The following is a 17,372-nucleotide window of genomic DNA, read 5'->3' on the forward strand; positions in this document are numbered from 1 at the left end:
GAGAGACGGCGAAGACAATTTAAAAAAGTAAGGAAACGAAATGTCTATTGTTTTTGACGAGAACAACCGGATTTTCCGGCTTGACGCGGGCGATTCGAGCTACGCGTTTCTGATTGAACCCAACGGGTACGTGGCGCATCTCTACTACGGCGGCCGGTTGAACACCACCGATTTGCGCTACCTCTACCGGCGGACGCCGCGGGCGTTTTCGCCCAATCCGGCCGACGGGACCGCAGAGGACTCGCGCGACGTCATCCCGCAGGAGTACTCCACCAGCGGCATCGGCGACTACCGGGTCCCCTCGGCGAAGGTACGCCGCTCGGACGGCTACAACGCCACCGACATGAAATACCGCTCGCACCGGATCTACCGGGGGAAACCCGCCATCGCCGGCCTTCCGGCCACCTTCGGCAAAGAGGAGGAGGTCGAGACGCTCGAACTTCTGCTTGCCGACGGCGATGTGGAGTTCACGCTCTTCTACACGGTGTTCGAACATCTGCCGGTGATTGCCCGCTCGGTGAAAGTGAGCAACCGTTCCGGCGAGACGGTGTATATCGAAAAGGCGGCCAGCTGCACGCTGGACTTCGCCTATGGCGACTTCGACCTGCTCCATCTGCCGGGAGCGTGGGCGCGGGAGCGTCACGTCGAACGGCGGAAACTCAATCACTCGATTCAACGCATTGAGAGCGGCCGCGGCCTCTCCAGCCACCAGCACAACCCCTTCTTCGCGCTGGTGACGCCGGACGCGACCGAAACCGCGGGCGAAGCCTACGGCGTGGCATTGCTCTACAGCGGCAACTTCTCGGCGGAGATCGAGCTCGACCAGTTCGACCAGGTCCGGACGCAGATCGGCATCAATCCGGACACCTTCGAGTGGAAGCTCGGCCCGAACGAGGAGTTCCACACGCCAGAGGCGGTGCTGGTCTATTCCGCGGAGGGGCTGGGCGGAATGAGCCGCGCCTTCCACGACCTCTTCCGCCGCCATCTGATCCGCAGTTACTGGCGCGACCGCAAGCGGCCGGTTCTGGTGAACAACTGGGAGGCGACCTACTTCAACTTCGATGCGGAGAAACTGATCCGGATTGCGGAGGACGCCGCGCGGCTCGGCATTGAGATGCTGGTGCTCGACGACGGCTGGTTCGGCCACCGCGACGACGACCGGAGCAGTCTCGGCGACTGGTTCGTCTTCGAATCGAAGCTCAAAGGCGGACTTGCGCCGCTGGTCAAGCGGGTCAACGACCTGGGGCTCAAGTTCGGATTGTGGTTCGAGCCGGAGATGGTGTCGCGCGACAGCGAACTCTTCCGGGCGCATCCGGAGTGGGTGCTGTCGATTCCGGGCCGTCCGTGCTCAGAAGGGCGCCAGCAGCTGGTGCTGGATATGTCGCAGCCGGAGGTGGTCGATCACCTCTTCCGGGCGATCTGCGCCATCCTCGACAGCGCCCCGATCGAATACATCAAATGGGACGCCAACCGCCACCTGACCGAAGTCGGTTCGGCGACGCTCCCGGCCGACCGCAAAAAGGAGCTGTTCCACCGCTATGTGCTCGGGATGTACCGCCTGCATGAACTGTTGCTGGAGCGCTATCCGAAGCTGCTGATCGAAGGCTGTTCGGGCGGCGGCGGCCGGTTCGACGCCGGGATGCTCTACTATGTGCCGCAGATCTGGACCAGCGACGACACCGACGCGATCGAGCGGCTGGAGATCCAGTACGGCACGAGTCTGCTCTATCCCTCCTCGGCGATGGGGGCGCATGTCTCGGCCTGCCCCAACCACCAGACCGGGCGGACGACGCCGTTCGAAACCCGCGGCATCGTGGCGATGGCCGGTACCTTCGGGTATGAACTCGACCTCAACAAGCTCGACGAAGCGGAGTGCGACATCGTCCGCCGCCAGATCGCCGACTACCACCGGTACAACCATATCATTGCGCAGGGAACGCTCTACCGGCTGTCGATGGCCGGGGCGACGAATCCGATCACGGCCTGGGAGCATGTCTCGGCGGACCGGAGCGAAGCGCTGGTGAGCTGTGTCCAGCCGCGCAACGTGCCGAACGGGCCGCTCAACCACGTCCGGCTGCGCGGACTGGAGCCGGAGACGCTGTACGAACTCGCGGGCGACGGCCGCTGTTTCCTCGGCGACACGCTGATGAAGGCGGGCCTTCCGCTGCCGCGGGTTGAGAGCGACGGCTGCGGCTGGCAGTTCTATCTGAAAGCGGTGAAGTGAAGCATCCGGCGGTCACGCTGGCAACCGCCGCCGGGCCGGTGCGGGCGATCGCCCCGCTGGTCCTGTCGGCGAGCCGGGCGACCGATCTGCCGGCCTTTCACGTCGACTGGTTTCTCGACCGGCTCGCCGCCGGATTCTGCGAATGGCGCAATCCCTTCAACGGGAAAATTCAGATTGTCTCGTTTGCGCGGGCCCGGGCGGCGGTGTTCTGGAGCAAGAATCCGGCGCCGCTGCTGAAACGGCTCGACGAGGTGGATTCCTTCGGGTTGCGGTATTACTTTCACTTCACGCTGAACGACTACGGACAGGAGAACCTCGAACCGGGCGTGCCGCCGCTCACGGAACGGATTGCGACCTTCCGGCGGCTCTCGGACCGGGTGGGGGCGGAGAATCTCATCTGGCGCTTCGACCCTCTCCTGCGCACCGAAACGCTCACGCCGGAGCGTCTGCTTGCGAAACTCCGGCGGGTCGGCGACGCGGTCGCCCCGTACACCCGGCGCCTGGTGTTCAGTTTCGCCGACATCGAGCCCTACGCGAAGGTGCGCCGCAACCTGGCGCGGAACGGCGTCGCCCCCCTGCCCTTCTCCGTGGCGGAGATGCACGAGACGGCGGGAAAAATCGCCGCACTCTGCCGGGAGTGGGGCATCGAAGCGGCGGCCTGCGCGGAGCCGGAGGATTTCTCCGCCGAAGGGGTGCGCCGCAGTTCCTGCATCGATCCGGAGCGGCTGTGCGCGCTCTTCCCCGGCGATCCGGAGTTCGCGGCGCTGAAGCGGGACGGGGGCCAGCGCCGTTTCTGCGGCTGTGTGCTGAGCAAGGACATCGGCTTCTACCACAGCTGCCGCCACGGATGTCTCTACTGCTACGCGTGAAAGAAGGGGCGGATTTTTCGGTTGGCAAGGTTGATTTTCCGCTCCGGCGGCGGTATTATATGGAATGATTTTCATCAACACCCAAAATGGAATCGATATCATGAAACTCAGCCAGGATACGCTTCGCAAAAAGATGCTCGGATGCTTTCTCGGGAAGTCCGCCGGCGGCACGCTCGGCCAGCCCTACGAGGGGTGGGAGGGGCCGCTCGGCCTCACCTATTACGACCCGGTCCCGACCGACATGATTCCGAACGACGACCTCGATCTGCAGGTGCTCTGGGCGGACTGCCTCGCCCGTCAGGCGGAGCCGGTGGTCGACCGCGACCTCTTCGGCCGGGCGTGGGTGGAGCATGTGCACTTTCCGTGGAGCGAATACGGCATCGCCATCCGCAATCTGAAACTGGGAATTCCGGCCACCTGGTCTGGCCGGTATGACAACTGGTTCAAGGACGGGCTCGGCGCGGCGATCCGCAGCGAGATCTGGGCCTGCCTCGCCCCCGGCAATCCGGAGCTGGCGGCGAAGTTCATGCGCGAGGACGCGATGGTCGATCACGTCGGCGAAGGGGTCAACGCGGCGGTCTTCCTCGCCGTGCTCGAAAGCGCCGCCTTCGTCGAGAGCGATATGGAAAAACTGCTCAACACCGCGCTGGCGGCGATTCCGGCGGAGTGCGGCATCGCCCGGGCGGTGCGCGACACCCGCCGCTGGTGCTCGCAGAAACGCACCTGGAGCGAGGTGTTCGAACTCATCAAGACCCACTACGGCAGTGAGGATTTCACCAACACGGTGATGAACTTCGGCTTCTCGGTGATGGCGCTTCTGATGGGCAAAGGCGACTTCGGCAAGACGGTCTGCTATGCGGTCAACTGCGGCAAGGACGCCGACTGCACCGGCGCGACCGTGGGATCCATCCTCGGTCTGATCAATCCGGAAGGAATTCCGGAGGAGTGGCTGCGGCCGATCGGGCGCAAACTGGTGCTCTCGCCGACCATCGTCGGCATCACGCCGCCGGCGACCCTCGACGACTTCGTCGAACAACTGCTCTCGCTCCGGGAGCGGGTGCGCCTCCGCACCGCGCCGGACGCGCCGGAACCGGATTGGAGCCGTTTCGCCCTCACCGCGGAGTGCGGCCTCTTCGACCGCTGGATCCGCTACGACGACCGCAAGAATCCGCCGGTAATGCCGGAAAAGACCATCCGGCGCACCTTCCCCGGTTCGAACGGCTGTATCGAAGCGAGTGAAGTTCCGCTCAACGCGCTCTACCTCATGCGGTTCCGCTTCCATCTGGCGAAGCCGCAGCGGGTGCGGGTGATGTTCTGCACCGCGTCGCTGTCGCGGGTCTGGGTGGATGGCGCGTTCGCCTTCGGGCGTGACGGCGGCTGGTGTCAGCCGTCGTTCCACCACTGCCCGATCAACCAGTTCGCCGACCTCGATCTCGCGGCGGGCGAGCACACGCTGACCGCGGGCGTCGCGCCGGCGGGGGACGAAGAGATGATCCGCTGGACGGTCGGCATCGGCGACGCCGCCGACTTCCAGTGGATTCCGGACGCGCTGATCTACTGAGGCGGAAAGGGGGAGTTCCGGCGTGAAATTTTCGCGGGCGCAGCTCAGCTGGATCCTGTACGATATGGCGAATGCCGCATTCGCCCTCATCGTGCGCACGGTGTTCGCGCCGATGTTCTACAAGAACTACGCCGCCGTCGGCATGGAACCGGCGACGGCGACCAGCAGCTGGGGTCTGGTCAGTTCCGCGGCCGGAATCGTTGCCGGAATCCTCGCGCCGTGGCTCGGCGCCGTCGCCGACGCCAACGGCGGCCGCAAGCGCTGTCTCGGCGGCTTCATGGCGGCCGGAATCCTCGCCGTCATCGGCCTCTGCTTCGCCGGGACGGGGGATGCGACGCTGGTGCTGACGCTCTACTTCGTAAGTCTGGTCTCCTACATGGGGAGCAACTCCTTCTACGACTCTCTGCTGGTCGATGTCGCGCCGCGCGGCAGTCTCCACCGGCTCTCGACCGTCGCCTACGCGTGGGGGTACATCGGCGGACTCGTTCCCTTCTTCCTCTGCCTCGGCATCATGTTCCTGGCCGGGAGCGATTCGATGGGGGGCATGAAGGCCTCCTTTCTGATCGCCGCCGCCTGGTGGTGCTTTCTGGCCGTGCCGCTCTTCCGCAACGTGCGGGAGCGGCGGAGCGGAGAAACCATTTCGCCGCTGGATGGATTCCGGCGGCTGGCCGCCACCGCGCGGGAGATCGGGCGCTACCGCAATGTGGTGCTCTTTCTGATCGCCTATTTTCTCTACATCGACGGCGTCGGCACGATCTTCATGATGGCGACGCCGCTCAGCGTGGACATCGGCATCTCGTCGACCTGGCTGCTCTGCACGATCCTCGCATTGCAGTTTCTGGCGTTTCCCTTCACCATGCTCTACGGCAGACTGTCGCGCGTGGTTCCGGCGCGCACGCTGGTCTACTGGGCGATCGGGGTCTATGTGCTGGTGTCGCTGCTCTGCGGCGTGATTCCGTCGCTCACCAGTCCAACGCACAAGCTCTGGGTGTTTCTCGCGGTCGCCTTCCTGATCGGCACCTCGCAGGGGGGAATCCAGTCGCTGAGCCGTTCGCTCTTCAGCCGTCTGATTCCCCGCGAACGGGCGTCGGAATTCTTCGGCTTCTACAACATCTTCGGGAAGTTCACCACCGTGCTCGGTCCGGTTCTGATCGCGCTGGCGGCGGGCGTCACCGGGCGGTCGGAATACGGCATCACACTGCTGGCAATCCCCTTCATCGCCGGCGGCATTCTGCTCGGCCGCGTCAAAATCCCCGGAAGCGGGAAGGAGGAGGCCTGAGATGGTTGCGTACCTCATCAAACGACTGATTCTGGCGGCCTTCACATTGCTGACCATTCTGCTGGTGAGCTACGTTCTGCTCCGGCTCGCGCCGGGCGACCCGACGAAAAGCAGCCTCTTCGGGAGCGATTCCGCCGGAACCGCGGTCAACGCCGAAGAGGGCGGCCTGCGCCAGAACCGCTCGATGCGGGAAGCGCTCAACCTCGACAAACCGATTCTGGTCGGCTTCGGCTTGTGGCTGCGCGACGTGGTTCTGCACGGCGACTTCGGCGTCTCCGCCTCGGTCGATCCCGGGCGGCCGGTCACCGAACTCATTCTGGAACGGCTTCCGGTGACGGTGACGCTGAACTTCTGGGCGGTGGTGATCACCTATCTTCTGGCCATTCCGCTGGGGGTCTACGCCGCCGTCTACGCCGGGAGCTGGTTCGACCAGATTTCGGCCTTTCTCCTCTTCGTGCTCTATTCTCTGCCGGTGATGTGGGTCGGCCTGCTGCTGCAGGCGCTCCTCTGCGAGGGGGGGCAGTGGGAGCTTTTCCCGCTCAAGGGGGTGACGCCGGCCAATCTCGACGAACTCAGCACCTGGCAGTTGCAGTTCGAAATCATCCGCCACTACACGCTGCCGGTCTTCTGCCTCGCCTACGGCGGCTTCGCCGGGTTGTCGCGCTACGCCCGCAGCGGCATGCTCGACGTGATCCATTCGGATTTCATCCGCACCGCCCGGGCGAAAGGACTGCCGGAGCCGCTGGTGATCTGGCGCCACGCCTTCCGCAACGGACTCATTACGCTGATCACCCTCTTCGGCGGACTGCTCCCCTCGCTGGTGGCGGGAAGCGTCATCGTCGAATACATCTTCAACATCTCCGGCATGGGTTCGCTCTCGCTTCTGGCGCTCTCCAGCCGGGACTATCCGCTCCAGATGGCGCTCTTCGCCTTCGCCGGAATGCTGACGCTCTCGGGAATCTTCCTCAGCGACATGCTCTACCTCGCCGCCGATCCCCGGATCAAGCTCTCCCGGTAACAGTGTTGCGCCCCGGGCGGCGGAGAGCAACCAGAAAACAATGCAAGCCCTCCGATTCACAGAGTTGCTCCCATAAAAAAACGCGCCGCCCGCGGCACATTCTCCACGGACGGCGCAACAGAAAACAACCGCTCAGAGCACGGTGACCGTCTGGCTGATCCGGCGCTTTTCGCCGGGGAAGACGGTACGGGCGTCGACGCTCGCGTTGGCCGCTTCGATGCAGAGCATCGAATGGTACTCCTCGTCGCCGAAGTCCGGCATCGCGTGGGACTTGCGGATCCACGGATTCCAGACCACCGTCGCGGCGGAACCGCTCTTCTCCACCCGGATCGTGCGGTTGAAACCGGGGTCGTAGATCTCGACCGCGCCGGTGGAGTGGTAGATGCGGTCCACCTCCCGGTCGATGCGGATATCCCCCTGCTGCACATGGCCGAGCACGACCGGCGCACCGACCACCCGGTCCTCGTAGCCGACCTGATCAAGCCCGCGAACCCGGACCGCTTCGGCCTCCTTCACCGCGAAATAGGTGTGGAGCGCATCGGTCACCACCACCGGCGCGTCGGAACAGTTCTTCATCGTCAGCGCGACGGTGAGCGAACGGCCGATCCAGAATTCACACTCCAGATCGAAGGCGAAAGCGACCAGTTCCGGCTTCGCCACCTGTTCGGGAGTCAGTCCGAGCACGACCCGGGTGACGGTGCCGTTCTCGAACGATTCGACCGCGCGGACCTCCCACTGCGACAGCCGGGCGAAACCGTGCGCGGGCAGCTCCTCGCGCGCGCCGGGGCCGAACCACGGCCAGCAGATCGGCACGCCGCCCCGCATCGGTTTGCCCGCCTCGAACCAGGAGGAGCCGCTCATCCAGAGCACCGGCCGCTCCCCGGCGGGGGTGTAGTCGAAGAGATGCGCGGCGTAGGTGGAGATCTTCGCCGTCGCGGCGGCGTTGGCGACCTCGATGCAGACGAAGCCGCCGGGGCCGCGGGTGAATTTGACGGAGTCGGAACCGAACTTCCGCTCCAGAGTTTCCCTGTCGATCATCGTATCAAAATTCCTTTCTGTACACATCAAAACGTCACTCTTCTGCCGGCAGGAGGGTCCGCGGCGCCCGGCCGAGATTTCTCACCGCCGCCGAACCGGCGAACCGGCATTCCGGCGCCGGGAGCATGGTGAAGGAATCCCCCCGCCCGGCGAGCTGGTGGTTGCCCCAGAGGTAGAAGGCGAAGTAATCCTCCAGATCGAAGTGCTCCAGCTCCCCTTTCCCCGCCCGGCCGAGGTGGGCGGCATCGAGACAGAGCTCCGGCGCCGCACCGGTGAGCACCAGGTTGCCGGAGGCGCGGCGCACCAGGTTGCGGATGAACTTCCGCCCCGCCGGCGAGGCGAGGCAGGGCAGACCGGCAACGCCTCCCCCTTTCACCGGAACCCGACAGCCGGAATCCGGCAGCTTCGCGGCGGCGAGATCGACCCGTTCCCCGGCCGGTTCCGCGTCGGCATCGCGCCCGGAACGCCAGGCGATGAGGTTGGAGAACCGCCACGGGCGCTTCTCCGGCTCCGTCTCCGGCTCGTAGCGGAGAATCTGACGGGTGAACCGCACCTCCTCCGCATTGCCGGCAAGCGTAAACTCCCCCGCCGCGCCGGGGGTGCGGAATCCCGCCCGGTGGCGCCAGAGGTCGCTGCCGACGGCGAATTCGACCACGCACCCCGCCCCGTCGGAGAGGCGGATCATCACCGGGATTTCCGGCGAATGGTGGAACTCCTGCTCCTCCCCGGTCAACGCCACGGAGCGGAACTCCGTTTCGCCCCAGAGGAGGAACTCCAGCTGCGTCCACGGCCCGGGGAAGCTCACTTCGCCGAGCGAGAGGTCGCCGACCGCGCCGTGGTTGACCGCGGCGACATCGACGGTCAGCGTGCCGCACCCGTCCCACAGTTCGATCTCCCGGCGCACCTCGTATTCACAGCCGAAAGGGATGACCGAACGGGATTCCACCGAGGCGGAAAGCCCGTCGCTCGACGCGTGGCGGCGGAAGCTCTTCGGCAGAGCGGAAAGTTCGCTGAATGTGGCGCATCCGACCCGGCCGGTCCGCAGCCGCGGGCGGCCCTCCAGCTCCAGCGTGAACGCATATTTCCCCGACGGGGCGACCCGGGCGGTGAAGTCCGTCCCGGCGATGACAGCTTCCTGAAACGGCATGGGCATCGCTCCGTCAGTCGATGATTTCAAAGGTTTCCGCCGACGGTTTCCGCTGGTAGGGGGTCGGTTCCGCGGCGGCATAGCCCAGCGGAGAGACCGCCAGCACGGTCCACGGCGCCTGAATTCCGGCGGCGGCATCCATCTTCGCCCGTTCGAAGGCGCAGATCCAGCAGGTGGCCAGCCCCTCCGCCGCGGCGGCGAGGACGGCGTGTTCGAACATGATGCCGAGATCGATTTCGACGATCGAATGGTCGTCGCCGGGGCGCTGCCACGCCATCGAGGCGTTGCCGAGCGCCAGCAGAATCACCGGCGCCTGCGCGAGGAACGGATTGCGGTAGACTTCGCAAATTTTCTTGCGGAGCGCGGCGCTGCGCACCGCGACCAGCTTCCACGGCTGGCGGTTGCAGGCGGAGGGGGCGCACTGAGCGGCTTCGGCGATGCGGCGGAGCGCCTCTTCCGGCACCGGATCGGATTTGTAGGAGCGGATGCTCCGGCGGGTTTTCAGCACTTCATAGAATTCCATGATAAACAGATCCTCCTGTCATGATTTTGTCTGGGGTTAAACTAGCCGGATTTCCGGAAAAAGCAAGTTTTCCGTCCCCTTTTCCCGCTTTTTGCCGTGCAAAAAAGCCGAACCGGTGATATATTACCGGATCAATGGTGCAACAAGCCGATTCATCAAGAGGTGTTCCGTGCTGGCAAAAAGAATCATCCCCTGTCTGGACGTAACCGGCGGCCGCGTCGTCAAAGGGGTCAATTTCGTCGATCTGGTCGATGCCGGCGATCCGGTCGAAATCGCCCGGAAATACGACGCTCAGGGCGCCGATGAACTGGTCTTTCTCGACATCACCGCAAGCAGTGACGCCCGCGAAACCATGGTGGACGTGGTCCGGCGCACCGCGGAACAGGTGTTCATCCCGCTCACCGTCGGCGGTGGAATCCGCACGGCGGAGGACATCCGCCGGATGCTGCTCGCCGGAGCCGACAAAACCTCGGTCAACACCGCCGCCATCCAGCGCCCGGATCTGATCCGCGAAGGCGCCGAACGGTTCGGCAGTCAGTGTGTGGTTCTCGCGATCGACGCCCGCCGCGTCCCCGGCGAAAACCGCTGGGAGGTCTTCACCCACGGCGGCCGGCGCAACACCGGAATCGACGCGGTCGAATGGGCGGTGCGCGGCGTCGAACTCGGCGCGGGGGAAATCCTGCTCACCAGCATGGATACCGACGGCACCTGCGCCGGATACGACTGCGAACTCACCCGGGCGGTCTCCACCGCGGTAAACGTCCCGGTCATCGCCTCCGGCGGCGCGGGGACGCTCGAACATCTCGCCGAAGTGCTCGACCGCGGCAAAGCCGACGCGGTGCTCGCCGCCAGCATTTTCCACTTCGGCACCTACACCGTTCCGCAGGCGAAGGAGTTCCTGCAATCGAAAAACATTCCGGTCCGTCCGGCGGACCGCTGAAACAGCAAATTCAAGAGCGGCGCGGCAGCGCCCATGCGAAGAAGAACAGGAGAACGCTATGACACAGGACGAACTCAAGAAACTCGCACTGGCCTACCATCATGACAAGCAGCCCGGCAAGGTCGCCGTCGTGCCGACCAAGCCGTGCGAAACCGGCGAAGAGCTGGCGCTGGCCTACACCCCCGGCGTCGCCCAGCCCTGCCTGGCGATCAAGGAGAATAAGGAGAACGTCTGGGAGTACACTTCGCGCGGCAACCTCGTCGCCGTGGTCAGCGACGGCACCGCCGTGCTCGGACTCGGCAACATCGGCCCGGAAGCCGGACTCCCGGTAATGGAGGGCAAGGCGGTGCTCTTCAAGCACTTCGCCGACATCGACGCCGTCCCGCTCTGCCTCGGGAAGGTGTTCAACGAAAAGGGCCGGACCGACGCGGCGAAGGTGATCGAAACCGTCGAACGGCTCGAACCCACCTTCGGCGGCATCAACCTCGAAGACATCGGCGCGCCCGCCTGCTTCGAAGTGGAACAGACGCTGAAAAAGAAGATGAACATCCCGGTCTTCCACGACGACCAGCACGGCACCGCGATCATTTCGCTCGCGGCGATTCTCAACGCGCTGAAGATCGTCGGCAAGAAGATCGAAGAGTGCCGCTTCGTCGTGAACGGCGCCGGCGCCGCCGGCATTTCCTGCAGCCGCTTCTACCTCACGGCCGGAGCGAAGCGGGAGAACTTCATCATGTGCGACTCCAAGGGGGTGATCCACCGCGGCCGGACCGATCTCAACCCGGAGAAGGCGGAGTTCGCGGCGGAAACCTCCGCCCGCACCCTCGAAGAAGCGATGAAAGGGGCGGACATCTTCCTCGGCTTCTCCGCTCCGAACTGCGTCACGCCCGATATGGTCCGTTCGATGGCGAAGGATCCGCTCATCTTCGCGATGGCCAACCCGGTTCCGGAGATCTTCCCGGACGTCGCCCTTGCGGCGGGCGCCGCGGTGGTCGGCACCGGCCGGAGCGACTTCCCCAACCAGATCAACAACGTGCTCGGCTTCCCGGGGATCTTCCGCGGCGCGCTCGACGTCCGCGCCCGCGACATCAATGAGGCGATGAAGCTCGCGGCGGCGAAGGCGCTCGCCGAACTCGCCGCCGAGCCGGTCACGCCGGAGGTGAAGGCGCAGTTGGCGGCGGCTTATCCGGCCGACGCGGCCGCCGGAATGTTCGACGGGAACGACGGCAAGCTGAAAATCGACTGCGTGATCCCGAAGCCGTTCGACCCGCGGGTCGTGCCCCGCGTGGCGATGCGCGTGGCCGAAGCGGCAATGCAGACCGGTGTCGCCCAGCTCAAAATCGACGACCTCGCCGCTTACGAAGCCTCGGTGGCCGCCCGCATCCGCAAGTGACGCGCCACAACAGAAAAAACGGGTTCCGGCAAAACGCCGGAGCCCGTTTTTCTGTCTTGCGATTCTCCGTTTCCCGGCGTTACCGCGCCAGCAGATCGTCGATCAACAGCTTGACGTTGGCGACGAAATCGGGGTGCCGGGTGACCGCCGGAAGGTGTCCGGGCAGGAAGTTGATGACCCGCCCGCCCCACGGCGTGGACGATTCGGTGCACTGCGGGAAGGTGCCGCTGGAGATCGTCGTGGTCATCAGCGTCCACATCGGCCGGGTCTGTTCCAGCCCGGTGTAGATTTCATCCTGCGGCAGATCCATTTCGATCAGCTTCTCCACGAGCGGGTTGCGGCATTTGGCGCGCACCACCTTGTAGGGTTCGTGCGGATGGAACGACGCGGGGAACCCATCCGGATCGTTGCCGCGCACCCAGCGGAACCCGACCAGGTCGCGGTACCAGTCCCACGGCCAGAAGGCGGAGCTGCCGCCGTGGAGCAGCAGCAGGTTCTTCCCGGCTTCGCAGTAGCGCTTCACCGCCTGCGCCGCGGCCTCTTCCGGAACCGGCAGCCCGCAGGTGTCGGCGATCATGTTGAGAATCAAGAGATCGCACTCCTTCGCGAGATCGAAGGCGGTGAAACAGCTCCAGTCGTTCTCGAAGAACTTCATCTGCGGATACTCCGCCGCAATCATCTCGTACGTGTTGCGTCCGGGACTGGTTTTGTAGTGGTCGTCTGCGACAAAAAGAATCATTTCACACCTGCAAGTTTGCGTTTCACCTCCCGCACCCGGGCGCACTCGGGGCGGCATTTGTAAAATTCATCGAGCGGATAACAGCCCGAAACCATTCCGTTGCGCGGCGCGGTCGTGCAGTCCCCGAAGGTGCGGCAGATCCGCCGCGTCGCCAGCGGACGCCCGGCCAGCGTGTCGGCGCACAGCTCCGGATAGGCGAGCACCATCCGGCCGATGCCGACGAAATCGGTCCGCCCGGCGCGTACCGCCGCCTGTCCGGCCGGAACCAGATACTCCTGCAGACAGGTGTAGCCCGCGCCGATGAAGAGCATGCCGCGCCCTTCCAGACGGCGGCGCACCTCCGCCACCGCGCGAATGTGGCGGGCCGCGCCGAGAATCGGCTCCTCCGGCGGCAGGTAGCCGTCGGAAACCGGATAGTAGGCCGGCCGCTGGAAGTGCGGGTTGTAGTAGGGACTGCAGATCGTCGTGCAGACCAGATCCACGCCGAGCGAATGGGCCAGCTCCAGAAAGCGGACCGGCTCCGAAAGATCCCAGCCCAGCCCGGTGCCGTCGCCGCCGAACGCAAAGGAGTAATGGCCGACGCCGATATCGCCGCGCTCCATCGGCACGCCGACGCCGTCCTTCCCCTTCTCGAAGGGGAGGCAGTCGAAGATCGAGAAACGCATGCCAAGCTCCAGGCCGGGCACTTCGCGGCGGATTCCCTCGACGATCTCCCGGAAGAAGCGGGTGCGGTTCTCAAAACTGCCGCCGTAGGCGCCGGGGCGGGTCCAGGCGCTCAGGAACTCATGCCCCAGATAGCCGTGCGCCATCTTGATGTCGACGAAATCAAATCCCGCCTCCTTCGCCAGCTTCGCCGCGTCGATGAAGTGGCGGATGATGTTCTGAATCTCCTCGTCGGAGACCACATCCGCCGCCGAGCAGTGGAACTTCTCGTCGAGCAGCGGGTGCGCGTAGGCGGTCACCGGCTCGAGTTTCGCGTCGTCGTGCGGATGGCTGAACCGGCCGGAGTGGGTGAGCTGCAGCCCGATGTAAAGGTCGTCGGCGGTGCCGAACTTCTCCGCGTGCAGCGCCACCATCTCCTCCCGGAGGCGGCGGAGCGCCGGCATCGTCTGCGGCGTGATCATCAGCTGCCGGGTGTTGCTGCGCCCGGACTCCATCACCGCGCACGCTTCACAGCCGAAAAGCAGTTTCGCCCCGCTGGCGGCGAAGTGGAGCCAGCGGCGCCGGGTAAGTTCGCTCGGACTCCCGTCCGGCAGGCAGTCCCACCCCTCCATCGGCAGGATGCACCAGCGGTTGCCGATCTTGTGCCCGTGATACTCCACCGGCTGTGCCAGCGGACTTTCGGGAGCGGCAAGAATCGAATCGTCGATTTCGATGTCCGCGCCGATTTCCGCCAGGTGGGCCCGGAACTGCGCGGCGGTCTTGAAGGTGGGAATGCGGGGATAGTCTGCCATTTTCAGAACCTTTTCTCCTTTCGAATGTGCAGAATGAGAATTTCACAATCGGACAATGCCAGGTAGGTGTGCTCGAGCAGTGCGTCGAACTGGAGCGACTGCCCGGCGGCCAGCTCGTAGCGCTCCGACGGCAGCGTGATCCGCAGCCGCCCGGAGAGCACCCAGCAGAGTTCATAGTCGTCACGGTGAATCTTCGGCCGCGACACCGCCGCCCCTTCCGGCGCCTTGCCGTGCAGACAGCGGATGTTTTTGTAGTTGATCTCCTCGAAGAGAAAATCCTCCGACCGGTGTTCGGTCGCCTTCAGCGGGTGGCTGATCCGCGCCTCGGCGAGGTTCAGCAGCTCCGCCGCGGTGATGCCGAACACCCGCGCGAGCCGGTAGAGCGTATCCAGCTCGGCCCGGGTCCGGTTGCGCTCCAGTTTCGAAATCACCGATGCGGCGACGCCGCTCTCGGCCGAAACGTCGGCGATGTTGAGATTCGCCTTCTTGCGCAGGTCGCGGAGGATCGAGAAGTCAAAGAGTTCCATAGATTCTCCCGTCGCGGCAGTCGGCCCAGACGTTTTCGAACCAGCCGTCCGGCTCCGGCACCGGCCGGCAGTCGACCCAGCGCAGACGGACCGCGTCGCCGGTGACTCCGGACTCCAGCACGAACTTCCGGTACGCCGGATTCTCCGGCATCAGCGAGCCATCCGGATTGACCAGCGCCGCCGAACCGCGGGACCCCGCCCCGGAAGCGGCCTGGAAGGCGATCGACTCCAGATAGAGCCAGTGCGAAAACGCGAGCTGGAAGTTGGTCACCGCGTGCTCGGCATCCTCCCTCGGATATCCGTCGCGGTACATCGCGTCGAGCAGTTTCCGGGCGGCGTCCGCCGCCTCGTCGAGCTTCTCCACCGGCCGCAGATGGCCGCCGTAGACGGTCATGCGCTCCTGCAGTTCGCGCCGGTCGGCCCGCCAGTCGCGGGTACCGTTCAGCCGCGACTCGAGCGACGCAAGCAGCTCGGCCGCCCGCTTCTCCGCCGCGGCGAAGTCGAGCGTGAAATCGCGGTACTTCGCCGCGATGAATTCGGCGGCGCGGAACGCCCCCACCTGCCCCGCGTTCAGCGCGGTTCCGCCCGGACGGGTGACGCCGTGCGAACCGTTGACCTCCCCGATCGGGAAGAGGTGCGGCAGGTTGACCGATTCATACCAGATGTTTCCGGCCAGGCCGCCGTTGTTGTGCTGGGCGCAGACGGCGATTTCGAGCGGTTCGGCGGTGAGGTCGATGCCGTGATCGGCATAGAGGCTGATCGCGCCCGGATTCATCTTGCGGAGCCGTTCGACCGGCGTGCCGAACAGCGCGCCGGATTTCTCCAGATAATTGCGCGCCTCCTCCGACAAGGCGTCGAAATCCAGCCCCGCCGCCGTATTCGAACGGAAGTCGAGAAAGACCCGCCGGTTCTTCTTCACCGTCTCCTCGTGCACCAGAAGATCGATCTCCGACGACCCGTCCGGCACTTTGCGCACGTCGAACGGCCACTGGTACCCCTTGAGGAAAATCATCGAATTCATCGCGCCGGCGTCCGGATAGTGGTCGAGCAGGAACTCCCGCTCGTCGCTCACTCCATCCGCCGCCGTCGAAATGAAGCGCGGCAGCACCTGCATGTAGGTGCCCGAGACGTTCCAGCGGAATTTGATCGACGCCAGTCCGAACTGCGACTCCGGCAGTCCCTGCGCCAGTGCGCCCGCCTTGAGCGCGAGGCCGATCGCGCCGAAGTGTCCGGCCGGATAGACGCTCGTGCGGTAGAGGCCGCCCGGACCGCCCACGGCGAACACCACGTTCTCCGCCAGAATGGTTTCAAACTCCTTCGTCTCGCCGTTGAAGGCGATCGCTCCCGCCGCCCGTCCGTCGACGGTGACCAGTTCGGCGACGGTACGCCGTTCGGCGATCTCCACGCCCGCCGCCTTCACCGCCCGGATCAGCGCGAGGCACATCTCCCGCGACGTATACGGGCCGCAGCTGGTCGCCCGCCGCTTCGGATCATGGTCGGTCTTGTACCCGATGTACTGCCCGAACTCGTCGTGCGGAAAGGGCACTCCGAGATTGACCAGATGCATGAAACAGCGCACCGAAAGCGCCGCTTCCACCAGCGCCACATCGCCGTGCACCGAGCCGCCGTCAAAGATCGAATGGGCCAGCTGCACCGGGGAATCCGGTTCGCTCCCGTAGATGCCGAGCTTGTAGTAGGTCTGCTTGTCGCTGCCGGTGTTGATCGAAGTACCGCGGTGCAGCCCCTCCGAAAGCAGCAGAAGATCCTCGACGCCCAGCTCCCGGAGCCGGAGCGCCGCCGCCAGTCCGGCCGCGCCGGACCCGATCACCAGTGTGTGGACCCGCCGTTTCACAGCCGCCCGATCTCCATGCCGCCATCCACCTTGATCACCTGCCCGGTCGAATAGGCGAGGTCGCCGCGCAGCAGCATCGCCACCGCCTTGCCGATGTCGGCGGGTTCGCCCCAGCGCGGCTGCAGCGTCAGCCCTTCGGCGATCAATTTGTCATACTTCTCCTTGACCACGCTGGTCATGTCGCTGGAGATCACTCCCGGCCGGATCTCATAGACCGGCACGCCGAATTCCGCCATTTTGACGGCATACAGCTTCGTCGCCATCGCCACGCCCGCCTTCGACAGGCAGTATTCGCCGCGGCTGATCGACGCCACCGTCGCGGAGATGCTCCCCACGTTGACAATCACGCCGGCAATTTTCTTCTCCGCAAAGTAACGGCCCACCGCCTGGGTCAGGAAAAAGGGTCCCTTGAGGTTGATCCCCATCACCCGGTCGAAGCTCTCCTCGGTCATCTCCAGCAGATCGCAGCGGACCGTCGGCGCCACGCCGGCGTTGTTCACCAGCGCCTCCAGCGAACCGAACCGCTCCAGCACCGCCGCCAGCAGCGCCTCGCGGTCCTGCCGCGACGAAATGTCCGCGCGCACGTAAAGGGCGCCGACGCCATACCTCTTCTCCAGCTCCGCCGTCCGTTCCGCGAACGCCTCCGCCTCGTGACGGCCGCAGAACGCCACGTTCCAGCCTTCCGCCGCCAGTTTGTCGACGATTCCGGCGCCGATTCCGCGGCCGCCCCCCGTTACCAATGCCGTCTTGCCCATTCTTTCACCTCGTGATTTTTTCTGGAAGCTATATTTTCCGTTAATATATAGCA

At 65.0% G+C, this 17,372-nt stretch carries 15 protein-coding genes; 7 read left to right on the forward strand and 8 right to left on the reverse strand.

Going from position 1 to position 17,372, the window contains the following annotated elements:
• The first annotated feature begins 40 nt into the window (after positions 1 to 40).
• The 5 genes from ACMLHG_RS10085 (at position 41) to ACMLHG_RS10105 (ending at position 6,951) form a co-directional block, all read left to right on the forward strand.
• On the forward strand, positions 41 to 2,224 hold the full coding sequence (locus ACMLHG_RS10085; protein WP_417170402.1) for an alpha-galactosidase: 2,184 nt from the start codon (positions 41 to 43) through the stop codon (positions 2,222 to 2,224).
• Positions 2,221 to 3,093 carry a DUF1848 domain-containing protein gene (locus tag ACMLHG_RS10090; protein WP_417170403.1) on the forward strand — a complete coding sequence of 291 codons (873 nt, stop codon included), beginning with the start codon at positions 2,221 to 2,223 and terminating at the stop codon, positions 3,091 to 3,093. The genes ACMLHG_RS10085 and ACMLHG_RS10090 overlap by 4 nt, the downstream gene beginning before the upstream one ends.
• A 100-nt stretch (positions 3,094 to 3,193) precedes the next feature.
• On the forward strand, positions 3,194 to 4,654 hold the full coding sequence (locus tag ACMLHG_RS10095; protein ID WP_417170404.1) for an ADP-ribosylglycohydrolase family protein: 1,461 nt from the start codon (positions 3,194 to 3,196) through the stop codon (positions 4,652 to 4,654).
• A 22-nt stretch (positions 4,655 to 4,676) separates the two neighbouring features.
• Complete coding sequence (locus ACMLHG_RS10100) at positions 4,677 to 5,933, forward strand: MFS transporter (RefSeq protein ID WP_295809974.1); 1,257 nt, start codon at positions 4,677 to 4,679, stop codon at positions 5,931 to 5,933.
• A 1-nt stretch (position 5,934) separates the two neighbouring features.
• Positions 5,935 to 6,951 carry an ABC transporter permease gene (locus ACMLHG_RS10105; RefSeq protein ID WP_294436244.1) on the forward strand — a complete coding sequence of 339 codons (1,017 nt, stop codon included), beginning with the start codon at positions 5,935 to 5,937 and terminating at the stop codon, positions 6,949 to 6,951.
• Positions 6,952 to 7,083: 132 nt separating this feature from the next.
• On the opposite strand, the gene ACMLHG_RS10110 is transcribed toward ACMLHG_RS10105, so the two are convergent.
• The 3 genes from ACMLHG_RS10110 to ACMLHG_RS10120 are packed head-to-tail and all read right to left on the reverse strand — an operon-like array spanning position 7,084 to position 9,659.
• Complete coding sequence (locus ACMLHG_RS10110; RefSeq protein ID WP_417170405.1) at positions 7,084 to 7,989, reverse strand: D-hexose-6-phosphate mutarotase; 906 nt, start codon at positions 7,987 to 7,989, stop codon at positions 7,084 to 7,086.
• A 34-nt stretch (positions 7,990 to 8,023) separates the two neighbouring features.
• Positions 8,024 to 9,136 (reverse strand): hypothetical protein, encoded by a 1,113-nt coding sequence (locus ACMLHG_RS10115; protein ID WP_417170406.1) that lies wholly within the window; start codon positions 9,134 to 9,136, stop codon positions 8,024 to 8,026.
• Between the two features lie 13 nt (positions 9,137 to 9,149).
• A complete protein-coding gene (locus ACMLHG_RS10120) occupies positions 9,150 to 9,659 on the reverse strand; it encodes a nitroreductase family protein (protein ID WP_417170407.1) in 510 nt (169 codons plus the stop codon).
• Positions 9,660 to 9,828: 169 nt separating this feature from the next.
• On the opposite strand from ACMLHG_RS10120, the gene hisF reads away from it, so the two are divergent.
• Together hisF and ACMLHG_RS10130 are read left to right on the forward strand one after the other, a co-directional pair.
• Positions 9,829 to 10,599, forward strand: coding sequence for an imidazole glycerol phosphate synthase subunit HisF (gene hisF, locus ACMLHG_RS10125; protein ID WP_294436248.1), 771 nt, complete (start codon positions 9,829 to 9,831; stop codon positions 10,597 to 10,599).
• Positions 10,600 to 10,657: 58 nt separating this feature from the next.
• Entirely contained in the window at positions 10,658 to 11,992 is a 1,335-nt protein-coding gene (locus tag ACMLHG_RS10130; RefSeq protein ID WP_417170408.1) for a malic enzyme-like NAD(P)-binding protein, read from the forward strand.
• Between the two features lie 79 nt (positions 11,993 to 12,071).
• Here the strand turns inward: ACMLHG_RS10130 and ACMLHG_RS10135 are convergent, their stop codons facing one another.
• From ACMLHG_RS10135 to ACMLHG_RS10155, 5 genes are read right to left on the reverse strand one after another with little or no spacing between them, the layout of a single operon-like run.
• Entirely contained in the window at positions 12,072 to 12,731 is a 660-nt protein-coding gene (locus ACMLHG_RS10135) for a ThuA domain-containing protein (RefSeq protein WP_294436250.1), read from the reverse strand.
• Positions 12,728 to 14,185: a hypothetical protein gene (locus ACMLHG_RS10140; protein ID WP_294436251.1), complete on the reverse strand. Its 1,458-nt coding sequence runs from the start codon at positions 14,183 to 14,185 to the stop codon at positions 12,728 to 12,730. Before ACMLHG_RS10140 ends, ACMLHG_RS10135 begins: the two co-directional genes overlap by 4 nt.
• Before the next feature lie 2 nt (positions 14,186 to 14,187).
• Complete coding sequence (locus ACMLHG_RS10145) at positions 14,188 to 14,712, reverse strand: helix-turn-helix domain-containing protein (protein WP_295809960.1); 525 nt, start codon at positions 14,710 to 14,712, stop codon at positions 14,188 to 14,190.
• Complete coding sequence (locus tag ACMLHG_RS10150) at positions 14,699 to 16,564, reverse strand: FAD-binding protein (protein ID WP_417170409.1); 1,866 nt, start codon at positions 16,562 to 16,564, stop codon at positions 14,699 to 14,701. The genes ACMLHG_RS10145 and ACMLHG_RS10150 overlap by 14 nt, the downstream gene beginning before the upstream one ends.
• Positions 16,561 to 17,319, reverse strand: coding sequence for a 3-ketoacyl-ACP reductase (locus ACMLHG_RS10155; RefSeq protein WP_295809955.1), 759 nt, complete (start codon positions 17,317 to 17,319; stop codon positions 16,561 to 16,563). The genes ACMLHG_RS10150 and ACMLHG_RS10155 overlap by 4 nt, the downstream gene beginning before the upstream one ends.
• Between the last annotated feature and the right edge of the window lie 53 nt (positions 17,320 to 17,372).

It is taken from the genome of Victivallis sp., from assembly GCF_048170485.1.
Classification (GTDB): domain Bacteria; phylum Verrucomicrobiota; class Lentisphaeria; order Victivallales; family Victivallaceae; genus Victivallis.